The sequence below is a fragment of the Paenibacillus abyssi genome (assembly GCF_014640295.1).
GTDB classification, from domain to species: Bacteria; Bacillota; Bacilli; order Paenibacillales; family Paenibacillaceae; genus Paenibacillus_D; species Paenibacillus_D abyssi.
Genome location: NZ_BMGR01000006.1, coordinates 186404 through 206636 on the forward strand (window position 1 = coordinate 186404; position 20233 = coordinate 206636).

Annotated in this window: 14 protein-coding genes and 3 pseudogenes; 5 read left to right on the forward strand and 12 right to left on the reverse strand. The window is 46.3% G+C overall.

The window, feature by feature from the left end:
- Nucleotides 1–76: 76 nt before the first annotated feature.
- The 4 genes from IEW11_RS10705 to IEW11_RS10720 all read right to left on the reverse strand — a co-directional run bounded on the left by IEW11_RS10705 (nucleotide 77) and on the right by IEW11_RS10720 (nucleotide 5095).
- Nucleotides 77–1867, reverse strand: a complete 1791-nt coding sequence (locus tag IEW11_RS10705; protein WP_188531071.1) for a glycoside hydrolase family 66 protein — start codon at nucleotides 1865–1867, stop codon at nucleotides 77–79.
- A 26-nt stretch (nucleotides 1868–1893) separates the two neighbouring features.
- On the reverse strand, nucleotides 1894–2727 hold the full coding sequence (locus tag IEW11_RS10710) for a carbohydrate ABC transporter permease (protein ID WP_188531072.1): 834 nt from the start codon (nucleotides 2725–2727) through the stop codon (nucleotides 1894–1896).
- A 9-nt stretch (nucleotides 2728–2736) separates the two neighbouring features.
- Nucleotides 2737–3696 carry a carbohydrate ABC transporter permease gene (locus IEW11_RS10715; RefSeq protein ID WP_229725151.1) on the reverse strand — a complete coding sequence of 320 codons (960 nt, stop codon included), beginning with the start codon at nucleotides 3694–3696 and terminating at the stop codon, nucleotides 2737–2739.
- A 97-nt stretch (nucleotides 3697–3793) separates the two neighbouring features.
- A complete protein-coding gene (locus tag IEW11_RS10720; RefSeq protein ID WP_188531073.1) occupies nucleotides 3794–5095 on the reverse strand; it encodes an extracellular solute-binding protein in 1302 nt (433 codons plus the stop codon).
- A gap of 270 nt (nucleotides 5096–5365) precedes the next feature.
- Between IEW11_RS10720 and IEW11_RS10725 the strand changes: the two genes are divergently transcribed.
- Nucleotides 5366–5701: a GNAT family N-acetyltransferase gene (locus tag IEW11_RS10725; RefSeq protein WP_188531074.1), complete on the forward strand. Its 336-nt coding sequence runs from the start codon at nucleotides 5366–5368 to the stop codon at nucleotides 5699–5701.
- A 186-nt stretch (nucleotides 5702–5887) separates the two neighbouring features.
- Here the strand turns inward: IEW11_RS10725 and IEW11_RS10730 are convergent, their stop codons facing one another.
- Nucleotides 5888–7855: an ATP-binding protein gene (locus IEW11_RS10730; RefSeq protein ID WP_188531075.1), complete on the reverse strand. Its 1968-nt coding sequence runs from the start codon at nucleotides 7853–7855 to the stop codon at nucleotides 5888–5890.
- Between the two features lie 627 nt (nucleotides 7856–8482).
- Entirely contained in the window at nucleotides 8483–9007 is a 525-nt protein-coding gene (locus IEW11_RS24885) for a DDE-type integrase/transposase/recombinase (RefSeq protein WP_229725153.1), read from the reverse strand.
- Nucleotides 9008–9795: 788 nt separating this feature from the next.
- Here IEW11_RS24885 and IEW11_RS10740 point away from each other — a divergent pair.
- Complete coding sequence (locus tag IEW11_RS10740) at nucleotides 9796–11568, forward strand: ATP-dependent nuclease (RefSeq protein WP_188531076.1); 1773 nt, start codon at nucleotides 9796–9798, stop codon at nucleotides 11566–11568.
- A gap of 282 nt (nucleotides 11569–11850) precedes the next feature.
- On the opposite strand, the pseudogene IEW11_RS10745 reads toward IEW11_RS10740, so the two are convergent.
- Nucleotides 11851–13554: pseudogene (locus IEW11_RS10745) on the reverse strand (proline--tRNA ligase); the annotation flags it as partial.
- A gap of 404 nt (nucleotides 13555–13958) precedes the next feature.
- On the opposite strand from IEW11_RS10745, the pseudogene IEW11_RS10750 reads away from it, so the two are divergent.
- Nucleotides 13959–14396, forward strand: a pseudogene (locus IEW11_RS10750) (helix-turn-helix domain-containing protein); the annotation flags it as partial.
- Between the two features lie 191 nt (nucleotides 14397–14587).
- Here IEW11_RS10750 and IEW11_RS10755 read toward each other — a convergent pair.
- The 3 genes and pseudogenes from IEW11_RS10755 to IEW11_RS10765 form a co-directional block, all read right to left on the reverse strand.
- The gene (locus IEW11_RS10755; RefSeq protein WP_188531078.1) at nucleotides 14588–14788 is read right to left on the reverse strand and encodes a hypothetical protein; all 201 of its coding nucleotides are present in this window, start codon (nucleotides 14786–14788) and stop codon (nucleotides 14588–14590) included.
- 121 nt (nucleotides 14789–14909) lie between these two features.
- Nucleotides 14910–15434: pseudogene (locus IEW11_RS10760) on the reverse strand (alpha-amylase family glycosyl hydrolase); the annotation flags it as partial.
- Entirely contained in the window at nucleotides 15427–16464 is a 1038-nt protein-coding gene (locus IEW11_RS10765) for a Gfo/Idh/MocA family protein (protein ID WP_188531080.1), read from the reverse strand. The gene IEW11_RS10765 and the pseudogene IEW11_RS10760, both read right to left, overlap by 8 nt.
- Nucleotides 16465–16597: 133 nt before the next feature.
- Between IEW11_RS10765 and IEW11_RS10770 the strand changes: the two genes are divergently transcribed.
- On the forward strand, nucleotides 16598–17488 hold the full coding sequence (locus tag IEW11_RS10770; RefSeq protein ID WP_188531081.1) for an AraC family transcriptional regulator: 891 nt from the start codon (nucleotides 16598–16600) through the stop codon (nucleotides 17486–17488).
- A 15-nt stretch (nucleotides 17489–17503) separates the two neighbouring features.
- Here the strand turns inward: IEW11_RS10770 and IEW11_RS10775 are convergent, their stop codons facing one another.
- Nucleotides 17504–18511 carry a globin-coupled sensor protein gene (locus IEW11_RS10775; protein WP_188531082.1) on the reverse strand — a complete coding sequence of 336 codons (1008 nt, stop codon included), beginning with the start codon at nucleotides 18509–18511 and terminating at the stop codon, nucleotides 17504–17506.
- A 146-nt stretch (nucleotides 18512–18657) separates the two neighbouring features.
- Nucleotides 18658–19311 carry a response regulator gene (locus tag IEW11_RS10780; protein ID WP_188531083.1) on the reverse strand — a complete coding sequence of 218 codons (654 nt, stop codon included), beginning with the start codon at nucleotides 19309–19311 and terminating at the stop codon, nucleotides 18658–18660.
- A 261-nt stretch (nucleotides 19312–19572) separates the two neighbouring features.
- Here IEW11_RS10780 and IEW11_RS10785 point away from each other — a divergent pair, with 261 nt between their 5' ends.
- Nucleotides 19573–20226 carry a Crp/Fnr family transcriptional regulator gene (locus tag IEW11_RS10785; RefSeq protein WP_188531180.1) on the forward strand — a complete coding sequence of 218 codons (654 nt, stop codon included), beginning with the start codon at nucleotides 19573–19575 and terminating at the stop codon, nucleotides 20224–20226.
- Nucleotides 20227–20233 lie beyond the last annotated feature (7 nt).

A 20233-nucleotide genomic window follows, 5' to 3' on the forward strand; every position in this document is an offset into this window, starting at 1 on the left:
CACTCCTTCCCGCCTTTGGATAACATGACAGAAAGACGCCAGAACCCGGCGCCTTGTTGTCTATCTAACTATACGATTAATCCTGTGTGTATTCAATGACAACCATATCCCAGTACTTCAGCTTCGGCAGGATCAGCTCTACTGCTCCGTCAGCTTGTTTGAATTCCAGTTCAATTGCGGAACCGTTATAAAAGTCCGGCGTTGCCATCCACACCTTCTCCACCTTTTTGCCAGTTTGCACCTGCAGCTGAATATTTTCCTTCAGGGTTGGCTCTGCCTGATTGGCGTCGGTATCGTTCCAGTTCATATGCACAGCATCACTGAAGTTAATCAGGTGAATCATATCCATGCCTTCTTTTTGCTTCGCAATGGTCCATACTTTGCCCTTGTCCGCTTGAGCGGACAATTCAACATCCGCCGAGGTGACCTCCAATTCGGTCTCCTGCACCTGATCGCGCAGCACATTCTGGTACGCAGTCAGAAAATCATAATATACGATCATCTGCTGCTCCAGCTCAGCCGGAATGGACAGATTTTTATTCGGGAAATATTCTTTGGCCAGCATATTTTCCCCGAGCGCAATCTGCGAACCGCCGGATGCGAAGATCACAGCCTTGGTCAGCAGAACGCCCGGCGCATTGAATTCGCCTGTCGATTCGGCATGATTGTAGTTGAGGTAACCTGCAATGACCGTGCTTAATTCGCCCTTGCTGAATTTAAGGTTCTGATCGATGATCCCTTTCAAATCTCTGTACGTCGGATGCCCATCCCATACTTCGGTATACAGGAACTTCACGGGCGCCGTGGTCGCGATGAAGGCTTGGGCGAATTGGCCGACCGCATTCATCACATAGTCCACATCGATGGCCTTTTTGGCCTCTTGAAGGAACGGTCCGTATGTCTGCGCCAGGTTTACGCTCTTCCCTTCATAATTCCACAGCGATCCGCGGTCTCCCAGTTGATCGACATGCCAGCCGTCAAACGGCAAATGCTCGAACACTTCCTTCTCGGAGGCGATCAAATAATCCCGCCACTTTGCATTCGATGGGTCATACATCATAATATCGCTCGCCCAGGAGTCCGGAAGAGGATGCCGATCTTGATTCTGTCTGAGCGGATCTCTGAAAATCCCCCATTCCTTCTTCACGCCATCAACCTCTGCATCCTCAAAGGCGCCGAAGATCAGATTGTAATTCATCGCTTTCATATTATGCTTGTGAAGAAGATCGATATAACCCTTCACCGTATCGAAAGACACTTCGCGGTTGGCAATTTCCGGCCATGATGCCGCAGGCTGTCCATTCTCCAGCTTCAACGGAATATGGTGCTTCCACTGCCAATCGTAGAATTGGACGCCATTAATACGGAACCGGTTCAACCGGTCGACCACAGCCTGCCGCTCGGATTCCTCCATCGCCATGAAGTCCGCTAAATACCCGTACCGGGGAAATTTCCCCCAATCCGAAGAGACATCAACCGCAATATTCGCATGATCCAATACGTCTGAACCATCCTTGAAGAAAATCTCGGTCATGTAACCTTGGTAATCGTCTGCAGGCGGCGTCCAGGACCAGTTGACCTCTTCTGTGCCGTCCCGCTCCAATTCTTTCTCCTCGATCACGCGGTCCAGATGTTTGTAGCGGACGACCAGTTCCCCTTCCTGGCTGCCTTGGTTCAACGTTAAGGTGTAATTAATCGTGTCGCCTGGATTATACCTGGCTTTATCCGTTATAACATGGCTTAACAGATTCCCATCAGCCGCATCCTGCGGCTCAATGGCCGCTTTGCTAAAACATGCCGTCAGCACCGTCGTAAGCATCATCACCGAAACGCCAAGAGCGGCCGCCCTCTTCCATTGATATTTCATGTTTTTAATGATCTCCTTCGGATTAATTATCCTTTTACTCCGCCTTCGTTAAAGCCGGACTGGACGAATCGTTTCTGGAAGGTCATATAAATCACCATGACCGGAAGCAGTGCAATTAACGACGCGGCAAAGATCTGACCGTAGTTCGTCGCGTATTTGTCGTTGAACATCATGATGGCGATTGGCAGCGTGCGCAGCGCCTCGCTCTTGATCAACGTCAGTGCCAGGAAGTATTCCTCCCAGGTGCCTTGGAAAATGAAGATCGCGAGCGTTCCCATGGCTGGCAGCGACTGCGGCAGGTAGATGTGCCAGAATATGCGCCAGTTGCCTCCTCCATCGATCAATACCGATTCCTCGTACTCCTTCGGAATGCTCTCGAAGAAGCCGCGCAGGAAGAACATATTTCCCACCACGCCCCCGGCGATGTACACGAGCCAAAGTCCGGAGTACGTATTGACAAGCCCGAGGTCTTTAACGATGACGAATTGAGGAATGATGTTAATGACGCCCGGGATCATCATGGACAATAAGAAGACCCGGAAGACCAGCTCTTTGCCTGGAAAGGTAAACCGGGAGAATCCGTAAGCGGTCAACGCGCCAAGGAACAAGGACCCGACCATCGCAACGGACGTCACGATCACACTGTTCATGAAATAAGTCGTAAAGTTATTTTTGTTCCAAACTGCAATATAGTTCTTAAAGTTGGGCGTTACCGAGAACACTTCATTCGGTTTGGGCAGCGTATTCGTGCCTAGAAAGAATGTGGTCAGAATCATATAAATAAAAGGAAAGACAAACAGCAGAGCGCCCAAAATAATAATCGTATAAACGACAATTTGATTGATTAACGGTGTTTTCATGCGCCCCTCCTAGAACATTCTCTGTCTTCCGATTTTTTTCATCTGCGAGTAGGTGAGCAGGAACACCATGATCCCCATCAAGACACCCATCGCCGAAGCCGGACCGAACTTAAGCTGCTCAAAGGCCTGCATATAGATCAGGCTTGGGATAACCTGTGTCTGGTCCATTGGACCGCCCTTGGTGATGAAGTAAACCTGCGGGAAAAATCCAAATGCGCCGTTAACAAGATTAATGATGACGAAGACCGTAATCGGTTTAAGCAGAGGAACGGTAATTTTCCAAAACTTCTGTACGCCGCCCGCTCCGTCGATGTCTGCCGCTTCATACAGATCTCTGGGCACACCCTGCAGTGCGGCCATGTAGATGACAACGCCCCAGCCGACGGTTTTCCAAATGTGGAACAACCAGATCATAATCATTGCCGACCAGTAATTGCTTCTCCAAGAGATCGGTTCCGAAATGATCCCCAGCTGCTTATGCAAAATAAAGTTAACGAAACCTCCGTCTCCATCCGCAAACAGATACTTAAAGAGAAGGGCAACGATAATCCATGAGGTTACGATCGGCAAATAGTAGATGGTCCGAAACGTAATTTTGAACTTCACAAAGCGTTGATTAATCAATACGGCGAAGAAAATCGCCAGAAACCAGTTCACGGGCACCGTTGCGGCAACGTTAAGGAAGGTGTTGCGCAGCGCGACTAGGAATCGGTCATTGGGATCCTGAAATATTTTGATGTAGTTCTCGAACCCGACCCATTCATTCTTCGCATTCGGCATAATGCTGAAATCCTGAAAGCTGATCATAATATTTTTGATCATCGGATAAATGACAAATACGGCTGTACCGGCTATACCAAGCACCACAAAGGGCAGCACAGTCAGCCATTGCTTCAGCCCGATCGCAAATCGGCTCTTCTTCTGTTTAGGTCCAGCAGTTCCGCTGGACAACATTGCCCGGCTCGACATGAGCGCATCCTCCTTCTTGGGGAAATGGATTGGCTGCTTTACCTAAAAGCGGATTGCTTCAGGCAGAGCAGCCAATTTTCACCATCTGTTTCGCTAATTATTGAAGAATCGCTTGAATTTGCTTGGCTGCATCATCAAGTGCCGCCTTCGGCTCCATCTCGCCGCGAATGGCTTTCTCGAAAGCAAGGTTGAAGATCGCTTCCATTTCGCTCCATTGCGGGATCGGCGTGCGCGGCAGCGCCGTTTCAAGCTGCTGGACATACTCGGCAATGAAAGGAATATCCATCTCGGTCATCGCCTCTGCAGCCGCTTTATTGGATGGGATAAGTCCGGTTGCGGCCATCATCTTCTGAGGCTCTTCCGTCATCATCCACTTCGCGAACGTCCAAGCTTCTTCCGGATGCTTGGAGTTGACGAACACTACCAGGTCTTCGCCGCCGATAACAGACTTGCTGCCGCCCGGCCCTTCAGGCATTAAAGCGCGTACCGTTTGCGCCATCGGATCAAATCCGCTTTCCGTCTCGTTCATCAGCGAGCTGTAGAACCATGGACCATCGTCAGTCATCAGATAGTCTCCACTTTTAATGCCGTCCCACGTACCGGGTTCTCCGCCAAGCATAACGGGAAGAACCAGTCCTTCATTGTTCCAGCCTACAATTGTTTCCAGCGCTTTTACGCTTTCCGGGCTGTTGAGGAAGCCCTCAACCTGCGTGTAATCGTCGTTTGTAATGGTACCGCCAAGACTCCAGAACCAAGGTGTCAGACCCCATGCATGTACGCCGGATACGCCAAGGCCGTATTTGCCTTTGCCTTTCAACGTTTGAGCGGCTTGCACAAGCTCATCCATCGTTTTCGGTGCTTCAGTCAGACCCGCTTCTTCTAAGGTTGCCTTGTTGTAAATCGCAATTTTCGTGTTTGTGTTGACCGGCACGCCGTAGTAGCCGCCGTCATAGAAGTTTGTAGCCATTGGTCCTTCGAATACGCTGTTCTTCACATCTTCGAAGCCTTCAAGGCCGCTGATTTCGAGCAGTGCGCCTTGCGCCGCGAACTCAGGCACCCATACGATATCCATCCGCATCAAATCCGGAGCCGCATCGCCGGCTACGCCTGCGATGACCTGCTGCTTCAAACCTTCGTACGGCATACGTGTTAAGTTCAATTCAATATTAGGATGAGCCGCTTCAAACGCCGGTTTGATTTGTTCAACCAGAACCTTCTCTTCCTGATCGCTGTACGTGTGCCAGTACTCAATCGTCGTTTTCGTGACCGCAGCGCCTGAGTTACCGGTGCCGCTGTTTTCAGTGCTGCCGGAATTACCATTATTGCCCCCGCATGCAGCCAGAGTGAACACCAGCACTAATGCAATGATGCCGATAAAGCTTTTTTTCATCTTACGCATTTCTTTATCCCCCATTCGGTTGTTGAATACCTCTTGATTATGCCGCCAAATGGAAAGGATCGTAACCGTTTACATTCTCATTAGGGTGTTTTATATCTCTATCCCCCTGGCATGCAGCCCTGTCCGCTTTCTTGCGGGGGTGTCTAATATTACGAACAGCGGATAATAATGCACCCTTGTTGTGCGAGATCGCCTGGGAAAGATTCACATACGAATTGCTGCCCCATCCTTATCCAAGACAGACCGCCAACTGGTGGATCAACTTTGTAAATGAGAATATCGATAAGGGTCAGTATCTTAAAAGAACATCACAACGGTGAACTAGGATACTTTATCCATCCTGATTATTGGATTACGGGCTATGCTACAGAAGCTTGCCGAACGTTGATCGAGTTCGGTTTCACAGAACTAGATCTTGAAAGAATACATGGAAGATGCTTGACCAAAAACATCGGCTCTAAGCGAGTGATGGAAAAGTCGGGCTTAATTGTGGAAGGAATAGCAAGGCATGAAGTATTTAAATGGGGTAAATACGAAGACGTTTGTCACTTAGGCGTCATTCGCTCTGAGTGGCTGAATAGAAGGGTGATCGTCTTTACTGACTAATAGTGAACAGCACTCTACATATGTCGAATATTCACGCTCCCATCAGCAAATTGAGCAACTTCGCATCAACCTTCAACTCAACTCTCCGCTTTACCGCTATTTGTGGTACGGTTCACCGTATCACTCTAACGGCGAATAATTTTGTTATTACAGAAGAGACACCTCATTGGTGTCTCTTCTGTAATACTAATCTTCATATTTTTCAATTTGCATTTGTTGGGTTTCTCCAGGGTTATTCAAAAAATCAATTAACTCACTTAGAACGATTAAATCCATTTCTCTTTGTCCAGTGGTCAGATTCGTCATAATATGTGTTAATCCATGATACTGCCTCAAAGATAAATTGTTTTCATCTAAAAGAGATGTGATTTTATAGTTTCCGATATAGCTTTCTCCGGTCTCCCAAACAATAACTAAGCCAATGTCATTCGAGTTTTTAGAGCCATCTTGTATATTTTCAATCAGCCCATCCAAAGAAAACTTGTACTCCAATATCTTTGGCTTACTGACAAATGGAAGAGTAGAAATTGATTCTACATTTTCCTTTAAAACACCCAGAGGATTAATGTATTCATCATATTTGTGATTCTCCGCCGGTTCTTCGATCACAATTTTGTATAAACCATCGTAAGTTAATCTTTCATTTGTGGACATAATTCTTACTCCTCTGATCACTCCACCTGCAACCATCTGATTAAATAGTGCAATTACATCTTGTTCTCTTGTTGGAATCGATGTAATTGAGATTTTTCTCAGCGGCAGGAAAAAATGATCACTTATTAACTGTAAAGGATGCTCCTTTTCATAAACTGACATTTCTTCTTTCCAATCCTCGACTTCTTTTTCCCTCATCAAATCTGGTGATATGCCTGTATTAGTTTTTAGGCAGTACTTAACTTTTTGAAGGGGACCATCAATTAATCTCTTTGATATTTCTTTTGCAAATTCTACAATCTCGTTTTGGAATCCCTTTCTGCCCAGGTCAGCACTACAATTATCAAAGTGGATAACCATGTGTACCTGATTTTGACGTCCAATGTTCCTATTCAGTGGAATTTGGATTAATTCCCCTTGAGGCATATTATTTGCAGCAATTTGTATGCCGCCGTATAAGATTTTAGAATTACCTCTTATATTCAGAGACTCATTAAAACTGTTCCAAACTTTTAATGAGTATGCATAACCAAAATATACAGTCGGTGAAAATTTATTGCATACATCCAATTCATCTTCGTCAGAAATAACTAACAAGTCAATTAACTCATTTGTTGTCCACATCTCATAAAAAACGTCTAAATCCTTAAGTGTTGACGGTAATTTGTATGGGTCTTTACCCTTATCAAAAAGCTCCTTCCTTTTTAATTCTATTTGCTTAAATGAAGCCGCCTTTCTAACAATTTTTTGTGGCCATAGATATTCAATACCTTTTTGATTAACTGTTTCTACCTTCCCATTTTTATTTATTACGGACAGTACTACATTTATATTCTGATTATTAAAAAAAGCCCCCAAACCAGTTTTAACAGATAAGATCTTCATCCAAGAATCTGCAGTATCTGCTTTTATCCAACCCAATTCTTTTGGATGAGTATACTTATCGAATTTTAAATATATTGAAACACCCTTATCGATATCTTGAAAGACTGGATCAATCGCACCATTTTCATCATACTTAACCTGCGGATTCCCCGAGGGATTCTCGTCAGCTAACCACTTTCTGGCATCAACCATTTTTCCAACAGCCATAAAATCTTCTGTTTTTGAGCATATCTGCATAAAATTAAATCCGTATGCCAAATACGTTGCCCCTACTCCTTTATGACCACGAGTTTTTCCAGATTTGAATGAGAAGTCCGGCGCCAAAAAAGACTTGAATTTTGTTTCATCAAGTCCCACCCCATTATCAGTAACGATTAAATAGTTTTCCTGAATATTAATGGTGACCCAAATTGATGGAGTATACTCCCCTTTTTCTAGTTGCGACCGTTCCTCTACAGAGTCTAATGAGTTCTGTATTAATTCAGCAAAAGGGTCATACCATCCAACATACGAACTTAAAATATTACTGATTTCTCTCTTTAAGGAACGTGTAGCTACATCTGAGCTTACTACTTGCTTAGCTTGTAGTGGATCAAATGATTCAAACTTCATCACTGTATATTCCTCCAAGCATTTTTTACATATAATGATGGGTTCCCTTTAGGACCAACCTATTACTAATTATATCCACATACAATAAATATAACATCTTTTCTTTTCAACCCAGCTGCTCGTGAATCATTTAATATCGAAATAAACGAAATAAGCAAAGGGTACCCTCAAAGGGTACCCCATCTATGTAGATGCTTAATCAACTAAGTGATAATTCAAGAAAGCACTCATTAAGCATATCATGACTATGTTCGTGAAAGCGTTCATGGTACTCTTTATTTCTTATTATTTTAACAATCTGGAGTTGTCAAAAAAAGTGCAGTTTGAAAACACCCTCATACAAAAATCCAGTTGCTAAGCTGCTTGTGACAGCATTCTTTCGCGATAGATAGTTGAGGCCGACCCCCTGGATTAGAGGTGTAGACCCGCCGTCTGTTGTAGTAGACCATGATATATCTGAAGATGATCGATTTAATATAGGCCATCGGATAGCGCTCCGTGTTGATCTTGTACAGCTTCTCTTTCTTTAGCGTAGCAAAAAAGCTCTCCATCCTTGCGTTGTCATAGCAACGCCCTGTGCCGCTCATGCTCTGAATTGGCACCTCGTTTAGCTAGACACTCTCGGAATGCCTAGCTCGTGAATTGGCCTGCCTCGGCATTTCTTGCTTTACAGGCATTCTCAGAGGATTGGATGCAGAGTTGCTTGCGCATGTTATCGTCCATGGCGACGCCCACGATCTCTCCGTTGAAACAATCCAGTACCGCGGACAGATATAGCTTGCCGTCTGAACAAGGGACTTCGGTGATATCCGATAGCCACTTTTGGTTGGGTACTGAGGATTTAAAGTCTCTGCGGCTCAGGTTTTCGCTCTTCTGAGCTGCGGCATCCTCACGTGTAATGCCGTTTGGATGACGCTTGGCTTTCTTCAGCAGGCCGTGCTTCTTCATAATTTGGTAGACGGTGCTGTAGCTGGTCGTGATCTCTATTTGTGACAGCGCCAGCAGAATGCGCTGGACACCGTAATTCCTGTTGTCTTCATGTTCTGCAATAATGTCTTTGATTTTGACCAGAAGAAGTTGCTGCCGCTCCTGTTTGGGTGCGGGCTTCAAGCTACGGTAATAACCCGATTCACTGACAGCAAGTACTTCGCACATCTCCTTGACGGTCCACCGATCCCGTCGTTCACGGATATATGCATAGAGCTGGCATGCCTTTACCGCTTCCGGTCTTTTGCGAAAAAACCGAGTGCACTGCATTTTTATCGTAGCACTCCATTATTACCTTGTTAAATACCTTACTAAGCACTCCAGCGACGAACGGTTACAAGGGCGGCATAGTTACCTTTGTTCCCATGGAATGAAACTACAAACGGCTGACGGATACTTTCATTCCGTAGATGAAGTGCAGGAGCATTTGAGCAGCCTGGGAAAAGAGATTGGCAGTCAAAAGCGTTCATTACTTCGAGGATGTCGTTTGGATTAAGTAGTGGTCAGCTGCGAGGGCATAACGGGCGGGAGAAAGTGAACACTCCGTGTTCACGACAATCCGCGCGGTAGACCACCACGCAGCCTGTCTGGTTCAAAAGCAAAAAGAGAGCCCGTCAAGGCATGATCTGCGCCTTGACGGGCTCTCTTTTTTGCTTTCACCCACGCTCGGTTATGCCCCAGCCGAACGGCTGGGGATGGCACACGCCGAGTGTGGGGATGCAGGGGGCTAGCCCCCTGCGTCTCCCCCGCAGGGGGACGGAAGGGGGAGGTTTTAAGGCTCTTCCTTTACTTGACTAATGGTAGTATTTTGGCCGCATTGTTGGCGAGAAAGTCTTCTCATATTTAACTTATCGGCAACTGAAAGATTAGGTCTACAAATTCCCTATTTATGGTAGTATTAATGTTAGATAATATAATTCAACTTAATATTGCAAAACGAGAAAGTGAGGATATTTATGAGCGAAGAAGTGACATTCACTAAAGTAGATTTTAAGAATTATAAGGCCCTTAAGAGCTACTCCATCCGACTTCAGCATATGAATATATTAGTAGGACCCAATAATAGCGGAAAATCAACAATTTTGAGTGCATTCCGCGCTTTGGGAGTAGCCTTAAGACACGCATTATCTAAAAAGGCAACGATAATAAATGGTCCAGAAGGTAAGGACAGATATGGATATCAAATCAAGGAAGATACATTGCCGATATCCTTAGAAAACGTGCACACTGATTACGATGATGTTGATACTACTGTAACCTTCTCTTTATCAAATTCCAATCAAATTATTCTTTATTTTCCGAAACAAGGTGGATGTTATTTATTCTCAGAAGCTGGGGGAAGAAATATAATCACTCCTAAACAATTTAAAGATGCGTTTCCTGTAAGTATGGAAATTATTCCGGTCCTAGGACCGATTGAACAGAATGAACAGATCGTGACTGAAGAAACAGTTCGGAAGGGATTAACCACTCATAGAGCATCTAGGCACTTCAGAAACTATTGGAGTTATTATCCTCATGGCTTCGAAGAGTTTGCTGAATTGGTTAGTACTACATGGCCAGGAATGGAGATTGAACCTCCAAAACAACCGGACATGATGAACCCGGAATTAATCATGTTCTGCCGAGAGAATCGTATACCACGCGAATTATATTGGTCAGGCTTTGGATTTCAGATCTGGTGCCAACTTCTCACACATATCTCCCGTTGTAAAGATGCATCATTATTAATTGTTGATGAGCCTGAAGTATATTTACATCCAGATGTGCAACGTCAATTACTTGGTATTTTAAGGTATTGTGGTCCGGATATTATTCTAGCATCCCATTCTACAGAGATAATGGGTGAGGCTGACGCATCAGAAATCCTACTGGTAAATAAGACCTATATGAAAGCGGAGCGATTAAAGGATGTAAAAGGAATTCAAAGAGCATTAGATGCAGTCGGTTCTATTCAAAATGTAACGTTAACACACTTGGCAAGAACAGGGAGATTAGTATTTGTGGAGGGAGACTATGACTATAAAATAATGCGGAGATTTGCACGTCAACTAGGTTTAAAAGAACTAGCATCAGGAAATGAAATAACTGCCTTTGAGTCCGGCGGATTTACATTTTGGGATAGGATAAGATCCTTTGCATGGGGGTTTAAATCCACATTAGAGACCTCGCTACACATTGGTACGATATTCGATCGTGATTACTGGTGTGATGAACAATTGTCACAAATAAAAGAGGAGTTAGATGAGCACCTGGTTTTCTCGCATATTCATCGCAGGAAAGAGATTGAGAACTATCTACTCGTTCCAAATGTATTGGACCGGGCATTGAGAAGAGCGATCAGGGAACGAGCCAAACGAACAGGCTTGGAAATCACTGAATATGACTCTATCCATCAGATTCTAGAACAAGTGACTTATCCTATGAAATTCAAACTTCAGGCACAATACGTCCAAAAACGCGTTGAGTATCTAAAAAGTAGCGGGTTGGATGGAGCTACCATTGGAGAAGAAACCTTAGAGTTATTTGAAGATACCTGGAATAACATTGAGACTCGCATGGAGATAGTTAAAGGCAAAGAAGTTCTAGCCTTGCTACGAGCAGAAATTCAGTCTCGATATTCTATAAGTATCACCGATTTTAGAATTATTGATGAATTTACACCGACTGATATACCAGAGGATCTTAGAGAATTGCTTTTCAGAATGGATAAATATAGGACTCTATAGATTATGCATTTTACTCTGATAACAAAATAATGTGCGCTGCGGTAGTTAGACAATTCACTTTATACATCCATAATTTTCTAATTATGACGGTGAATATAGTGATGCGCTTCGTCTAACTACCCATTCGCGTATTAATGAAATCTGTCAGTTAAACTATTTTATTTGGATAGTTTCAATGTAGCCATTCATAGTGCAAACTATATGTCTACGTTCTCCGCGATGTCTGTAACGGCAAGTTTTATGGCCACTCTTTAGCAGGATGGCCATTTACTTGAAGCCTTACTAAACACTAGCGCTTACTCGAAGAAGAGCTTCGTCAATTGAAAGTAGCTGTTTCTCGTTCGTTCCGCGGTCGACGTATTCTACATTACCATGGACCGAGTCCTTACCAATGACGATGCGAATAGGGAGACCGATCAAATCGGAATCATTGAATTTCACGCCTGCCCGTTCGTCCCTGTCATCAAGTAGCACTTCAATACCTCTTTGCCTTAATGCATCGTACATATCATTCGCTATTTTCCTCTGAGTATCGTCCTTAATAGAGATAGGAATGAGATGCACTCTGTAAGGAGCAATTGCAATTGGCCATGCAATCCCGCGCTCATCATGATGCTGTTCCACAATTGCTGAAACGATGCGCGACACGCCAATGCCGTAACAGCCCATAATCATCAGTTGCTCTCTTCCGTTCGCGTCCAAATAGCGGGCCCCTAGTGCCTCACTATATTTTGTCCCAAGCTTGAATACATGGCCTACCTCAATTCCTTTCACGAAGCGTAGCTTGCCTGCTTCGCAACGAGAGCATGATTCACCTTCCTTGACGTTACGGAAATCACCGACGTGCTCAACCGTGAAATCCCGACCTGGAACAATGTTTCTTATATGAAATTCGCTTTCGTTTGCACCAGCTACGCCACACTCCATCCGGGCTACAGCTTCATCTACAAGAAGGGGAATCGACAACCCGATCGGACCTGCAAACCCTATTGATGCACGTGTAACCGCTACTGTCGTCTCTGCATCTGCAAGCGCCACCGTGTCGACACCTAATGCGTTCTTTACCTTTATTTCATTCACTTCATGGTCTCCGCGAACAAGGACTGCGATTGGATTTCCATCGGCAATTTAGATGAGTGTCTTCATGACGTCAATGGCCCTAATTTGTAAGTGCTGGGTAAGTTGCTCGATCGTTTGCACACCGGGGGTGTGGATTTTCTCATACACTGGTATTTCACTTTCGCTGCTCTTAAAACGATCCTCCATGGACGTTGCCTTCTCTACGTTGGCAGCATACCCGCAATGAGAGCAAACCGCTATTGTATCTTCCCCAATGTCGGCTAGAGCCATGAATTCATGGGTGCCCCCTTCGCCACCGATTGATCCTGCATCGGCTTCTACCGCTCTGAAAGTCAATCCACATCGTTCGAAAATACGATGGTACGCATCGTACATTGCTCGGTAAGATCGGTCCAGTCCTTCCCATGAGGCATCAAAGGAATAGGCGTCTTTCATTAGAAATTCGCGACCTCGAAGCAAACCGGAACGTGGACGACGTTCGTCACGGAATTTCGTCTGGATTTGATATAGTGTTACAGGCAACCGACGATAGGAATTGATTTCGTTCTTCACCAACATCGTAACGACTTCCTCGTGCGTCGGTCCCAATGCAAACTCCCGCTGATGCCGATCGGTAAGTCGGATTAGCTCTGGACTATACGCGTTATAACGGCCCGATTCCTTCCACAACTCCGTAGGCTGAAGTGCAGGCATGAGAAGCTCTTGTGCGCCAGCGCCATCTAGCTCTTCGCGTAGAATTCGTTCTACATTGCGTAGTACGCGCCAACCCAGTGGCAAGTATGTGTAAATGCCTGCGCCAAGTTGGCGAATATAGCCCGCCCTCAGCAATAGTCGGTGACTTGCGACTTCCGCTTCCGCTTCCGCTGGTGCCTCTCGTAAGGTGTTGGCAAATAGTTGGGTTTGACGAAATGAATATACCTCCTTTTAATACACTAAAGAAACAAAAAGACACACTCGTCAGGGACGAATGTGTCGTGGTACCACCCTAGTTTTGATCGCCTATTCTTGGCGATCCTCAATCCGAATAACGGTCGGCACCGGCAACGGTTACTTGAATTCGCCGTTGCAGCTCACAAGGCGGGAAATGTATCTTTCGGGGGAGACCTTGCAGCTCTAGGGTCCCTCTTTGCGCCGCCGAATTCGATAACGTGCTCCTTGGTCTAAGCTATTACTGTCATTTATTGTTATAGATCATAGTTGATGAGGAGCTCCATGTCAAGTCATTCTGAACGGAGGTGTCGTTGTTCTGTGATAATGTCACCCCATAACTGTTCTGAGATAATGTCACCATGGGACAGGAGACAATTACATTGACCAGAGCAGAGATGAAGAAGGTAGTCGTGGTGGAGAAAATTATCGGTGGACACATGACAAACGATGAAGGGGCGGCAGCGTTAGGATTGACGAAGAGGCAGATCATCCGTCTGAAACAGAAATACAATCAAGGTGGGGCCAGAGCGCTTATCCACAAGAACAGAGGCCGAAAGCCGGCACACGCGTTAAAGGATGAAATAAAGGAACGCGTTGCCGAACGTTATACACAGATCTACCACGGCAGCAACAACTGCCACTTCACGGAACTGCTGGAGGAGCATGAGGCGATCCGGTTGAGTGCGTCCAGTGTACGGCGGATCTTACTGGGAAAAGGCATCAAACAGGCGAAACAGCGTCGACGCAGCAAAGCGCACCAGCCTCGAAGCCGCAAAGCACAGGCCGGGATGCTGTGGCAAAACCACACAGCAGGATATGGAAATGGCATTGGCGAATATTGAGTGGTGATGATCCACTCTTTTTGTCTTCATGGGAGGGGGCTTCTAAATGGGAAAATCAAGCCGCCAACTGATGGCGCGGAGATTTTTGAGGTGATTTTACTGTGAAATAAGGATAGAGCGATGATATAACCGAAAAATGAGGAGGAGTACTAATGCTCTTTAAGCCATCACCTTATCCGAATGGAGCTAATTTGGACAATCTGCATACTCAATCGATTTTTCGCTGACTCGTAAGAATCGCTGCCGTTGGTCGACGCAAGCGCCACGGCATGACCTTCCGAGCGCAGCGTCAGTCCGCTTGCCCCGGCCGCCGCTACTCCGAGCTCGCGGAGCTGCCATCCTTCCAGATTGCTAGAGAACCCGGGCAAAGGAACCATTCCGTCTTTGCCTACGCTGGAGCAGGCGGAAGCTTTGGCGACTAAGGGGAACGAGCAAGGCGTCTGAACGGCGGGCGCGAAGGGGGGTGGCGATGAAAACATGGCCGATGAACATCCCGAGCTCCTCGCCCTGATAAATGTACGGCGTTCCTTTGAGCGTGTGCAGGAAGGTTGCCAGCATCTTCGCCGATTGCTTCCGGTATACCCCGTCATCGCCAAAGCGCGATACCATCCGGGGCTGGTCGTGATTGTTCAGGTACAAGCTGTTCCAGCCGCTTTCCGCCAGGTCCACCTGCCACTTGTGCATGATCGTCCTTAAGCCATCCAGCGTCCAAGGCTTCACATCCCATTTGCCACCCGGCCCGGAATCAACATCCATATGCTCGAATTGAAAAACCATATTCAATTCCTTGCGGTCATCTGCCGTGTACAGCTTGGCTTCCTTCACGCCTACGCCGGGCATCTCCCCGACCGTCATGACCTCACGCTGCGAGAGTACCTCTCTATTCATTTCCCGCATGAACTCATGGATACGAGGCCCGTCGATAAAATATTCGCCCCCCCATGCATAACGGTCGGCTTCGGCGCTTGGCAGGCCGGGTTTCATTTCCATCACCTGTCTTCCCCCATCAAATCCGGATCCACCGCTCCTCAGTAAACGATTCGATAATCGCATCTATCGTTTTCTGGTTAATATAGCCGTCCGCAATTGTCGCATCCATCCCGTCGCCTCTGCCATTCAACAGATCAAAGAAAGCTTGCATCTGGTCTGCCTTACATTCATCGGGAAGGTCCACTTTACGGAAGCCCTTGTCCCCCTCATGCGTCAAATTCACCTGCAGTGTATCTTCTTCCTCCAGGTTATAGACGAGCGCGCCCTTTGATCCGTAAATCTCGATCTGTTGATAGTTGCCACGTCCGTAAGCGAACCTGGAGATGGCCATCGAGGAGGAGATCCCATCATCAAGCGCGGCCAGCACATGGCAATAATCATCAACATCCACCTCTCCCTTTCCTTCGCCGTCAACGAGGTTACGCTCCCTGACGATCGTTTCAGCGTGGGATACGACTTTCACTGTATTGCCTACAAGGAATCGGTGAAGGTCCAGAATATGCGAGCCGAGGTCGCCCAGCGCGCCCGATCCGGAAAGCTCCTTCTGGAACCGCCAGACGAGAGGAATATCCTCCTGAATGGCCCACCCCTGCAAATATTGGCTGTAGATGTGATTGATTTTTCCCAGCTTGCCCTGCTCGATCAGCGATTTCGCGTACCGGACAGCTGACTTATACCGATAAGTAAAACAGACCATATGGCGGACCGGATTCGCTTCCAATGCCTCCATTAAGATTTCCGCTTCCCTTGTATTCAGAGCAATCGGCTTCTCAAGCGCAAACGGCTTGCGGTACTTGATCGCATCATAAGCAATGGTAAAGTGATTGAAATTAGGCGTGCCGATCATAACCGCGTCGACTTCCGGATCCTGCAGCATTAATTCATGATTCAAGTAACGGCGTGACTCAGGGATATTTAACTCATTTCCCCTCGCTGCAAGAGCCTCTTCATTAAAATCACAGATCGCCCATACTTCCGCGTCCTGGCTTGCCTTTATCCCCGCAATGTGAAAATTCGCAATTCCGCCTAATCCGATAACGCCGATTTTCAGCATCTTTTTCCCCACCATTTCGTGTACTGGATTGTTTAACTTCTTTCCCAGTATAGGTTGTGGTAGAATGAACGGGAATGTCGGATCGAGACTCTTTTTGTACAATAGCGACTTTTATACATGAGGAGGAATAGGTTTGCTTGCGATTAATGTGGAGCTTGTTCCAAAGATTCGGTTCATGGGATTTGTATCGTATAAAAGTCCGTGGATTCATTTCAAACGAAATGTCGATGAGTATATTCTGTATTTCATTAAGAGCGGTGAGCTCCATATCGAAGAAAACGGGGTTCCTTATGTGTTGAGAAAAGGCGATGTATTCATGTTAGAGCCCAACCTTGACCATGAAGGCCTGGAGAAACACGCCTGCGATTATTACTACATCCACTTTTCCCACTCTGATATTCAAGCGCTGGATATTCCAGACTTATTGACGCTCGCCAAACGCATTGTTCTGGAGGAAGACTCCCACAGCGATCAGCACGATAACACGATTTGCTACTTTCCGAAGCACTTTACGTTATCCCATAAAACAAGCCTCCACCATGCCTTTCACACCATGAATGAAATGGTTCAATTGTACCGTCGCAAGCACTATAACGAAATGCTGATCGCATTAACCTTTTCCGGGTTTTTGATTGAGGTGTCCAGGGAACATCTCATAACAAAACTCCAAAAAAATAGCAGCAAGCACACAAAATCATTCATGAAGGTGAATTCCTTATTGGATTATATCCATCAGCATTACTCCCAAAAGATCACCAGTGTAGACATTGAACAGGAATTTGAATGCAATTTTGATTATATCAATCGCATCTTCAAGCAGGTGACCGGCCATACGATCACCCGCTATGTTAACCTGATACGCATTAATCATGCCAAGGAATTAATTCAGGCCACTCACCTAAGCATAGGCGAGATTGGGTACCTTACCGGTTTGAACGACCCTTACTACTTCAGTAAAGTATTCAAGAACTATGTAGGCATGTCACCAATTCAATATTCTAAGAAGATCAAAGAGCATCATTGAAGATAACAAGTCTTGTTAAGCGTCTTGTTTTAACTGCTCAAGCTCAGAGGTTACTTTCTCGATCATTTGAACGAAGGAGGATAATTCCTGGGAGCTGGCAGCCTGTGTTTGCGCTTGTGCGGTCGTCAGTCTTGATTCACTCTCCACTTTATTCAGCAGCCGGGAAATAACCTGGAGCTTGGCATGAATTTGTGTAAGAGCATCCTTGGAGCTTGAAGCAAGCTTGCGGACTTCATTAGCCACAACCTCGAAGCCCCGCCCTTGGTCGCCGACATGGGCCGCTTCAATGGCCGCGTTAAGTCCCAACAAATGGGTTTGGGAAGCTATTTCATTCATAAGGGAGCCCATATCTTGAATATGTTTTATTTCTTGGGACAGCTCTTTCACAGATTGAAGTGACTTTTCCTGCGTTTCTGCTGTAAAGAAGGCTGTGTCTGCCACAGCTTGCGTGCTGCTGCTCAGCTCAACCATCATGGAGGCCAGCTCCTGTACAGCCGCATTAATGCCGTTTAGAAGATGACCCCGTTCATCCGCAAGAGCCTGAACCTTTCTCTTCTCATCTGCCTCGTAAGCTTCAAGCACGAGCTGTGAATCCAAATTGAACATCTTGGTGATCGCATGGTAGATTGGCAGCCACTCGTCCGGAAGAACACGCTGTAAATGAGCTGCGGCCAGATTAAGATACAAGATATACGTGCCCAAATACCACTCTGTGGTCAAGCCGATCCTGGAATGCACGCTGCCGATAAAAAGCCTTTTTTCGATAAAAGACTCATCGATTTTCCCTTCCGTCAGAGAGAGAAAATACCACCTTTGCGTCTCTTTAAGCCGCTCAACGGTACTATGTGTTTCAATCATTTTCAGGAGATCCGGGCGAAGCATGATGCGTTCATAAAGCTCATCGACCAATATATTTACAATCGCTGCGAACGCTGTTTTTTTGCTTTTCAGGAGCAGTAAATCATCTTCCGTTATGCCGATATACGCAATCTGCTCTTTACGCGCTTCTGATAAATCAATCATATATACATCCCCCATGTTGATCATTCTTTATTTCCCTCACGCTCTGTTGGATCACAAAAGCATACCGCACTCCCGGGGTGCTTGCCTGTGATATTTCTCACAGAACATCAAAAAAGCGGCGGCTCTTGGCAGGAGCCGCCGCTCATTCATTCGAAACTCAATAGCCCTTTCTTCAGCGCAAACTTGACGAGCTCCGGGCGTGTCTTTAAACCAAGCTTCTCCATCACATTGCTTTTGTGCGATTCTACTGTCTTGACGCTAATAATCAGCTGATCGGCAATCTCTTTGTTTGCGTATCCTTTTGCGACCAGCGACAATACCTGTTTCTCGCGCTCGGATAACGTCTCGTAAGGTCCCGTATTTTCACCCTGCTTCACCCGCTCCAGATACTCGCCCATGAGACGCTTAGTTGCGCTTGGATACAAATATGCATCCCCGTCCGCTACAGATTGAATAGCTGCCAGGAGCTCTTCATGCGGCGCGCTTTTTAGAATATAGCCGGACGCTCCGGCTTGGATCGCTCTGAATAAATATTCCTCGTCATCATGCATCGTCAAAATGAGTACGGACGTATCCGGCTGCTTTGTCTTGAGCTCACCGGCAGCCGTTAAACCGTCCATACCGTGCGGCATGCTCAGATCCATCAGCACGACATCGGGCTTCAGCTCGCCGGCAAGGCGAACCGCCTCGCTGCCATCCGCCGCTTCCCCCACCACTTCCAGGCCATGCTTGCCATGCAGCAGCAGGCTCAATCCGGACCTTACGACCGCATGGTCGTCAACCACGATGATTTTTATCATGTGCTCACCTCCCCTTTATCTTATAAAAAACACAGCACTGCTACAATAAGAATTGCTAATGTGATCTTTCTCACTTTTTTCAGGATAATCTCCCCCGATGATCAGAGAATTCCCCGATAACCTCATCCTTTAGGAATTGATATGATGGGAGCATGGAGAATGAAGAGGAGGATATAAGTGATAAATAATTATGATTCGGTTACTCCTATATCGGAAACGGCACAGGTACAGGGGTTGAGACAGTACTTTACGGAAGAAAACATGGAGCGGCTTGCGGGGATCATGTATCCAAGGAAGATAATGAAAGGCTCGAACCTGTTTTGGGAAGGCGATAAAGCTGAATATATATATTACATCAAAAAAGGACGCCTCAAAATGACCAAAACATCCGATGAAGGCAGCTCATTTACGCTGTATCTGCACCATGAAGGAGACTTGCTCGGCTACGGGAATGTGATGACGGAATCTGTGCACTTCCTTGGTGCCGAAGTGACCGAGGACTGCGAATTGGGCGTTATCCAGTGTAAGGATCTGGAGGTTCTGCTCTGGCAGCACGGTGACTTTGCCGTAGAATTCATGCGTTGGCAGGGGACCATGCATCAGTTGGTACAAACTAAACTCCGTGATCTGATGATGTTCGGCAAGCCCGGAGCGCTTTGTTCCCTTCTTATCCGTCTGAACAACTCCTACGGGGAACCTTACCAAGCTTACAGCCGCATTACAGTGAAGCTGAACAACACGGAATTGGCTGAAATGATCGGCGCCACCAGGGAAAGCGTCAACCGTATGTTAAGCGATATGAAAAAGGAGGGCGCCGTCTACACGGAGAACGGCCACCTCATCATCAAGGATCTGGCGTATCTCCGCGGGATCTGTCACTGTGAAAATTGCCCGAAGCACATCTGCCGCGTATGAATATAAC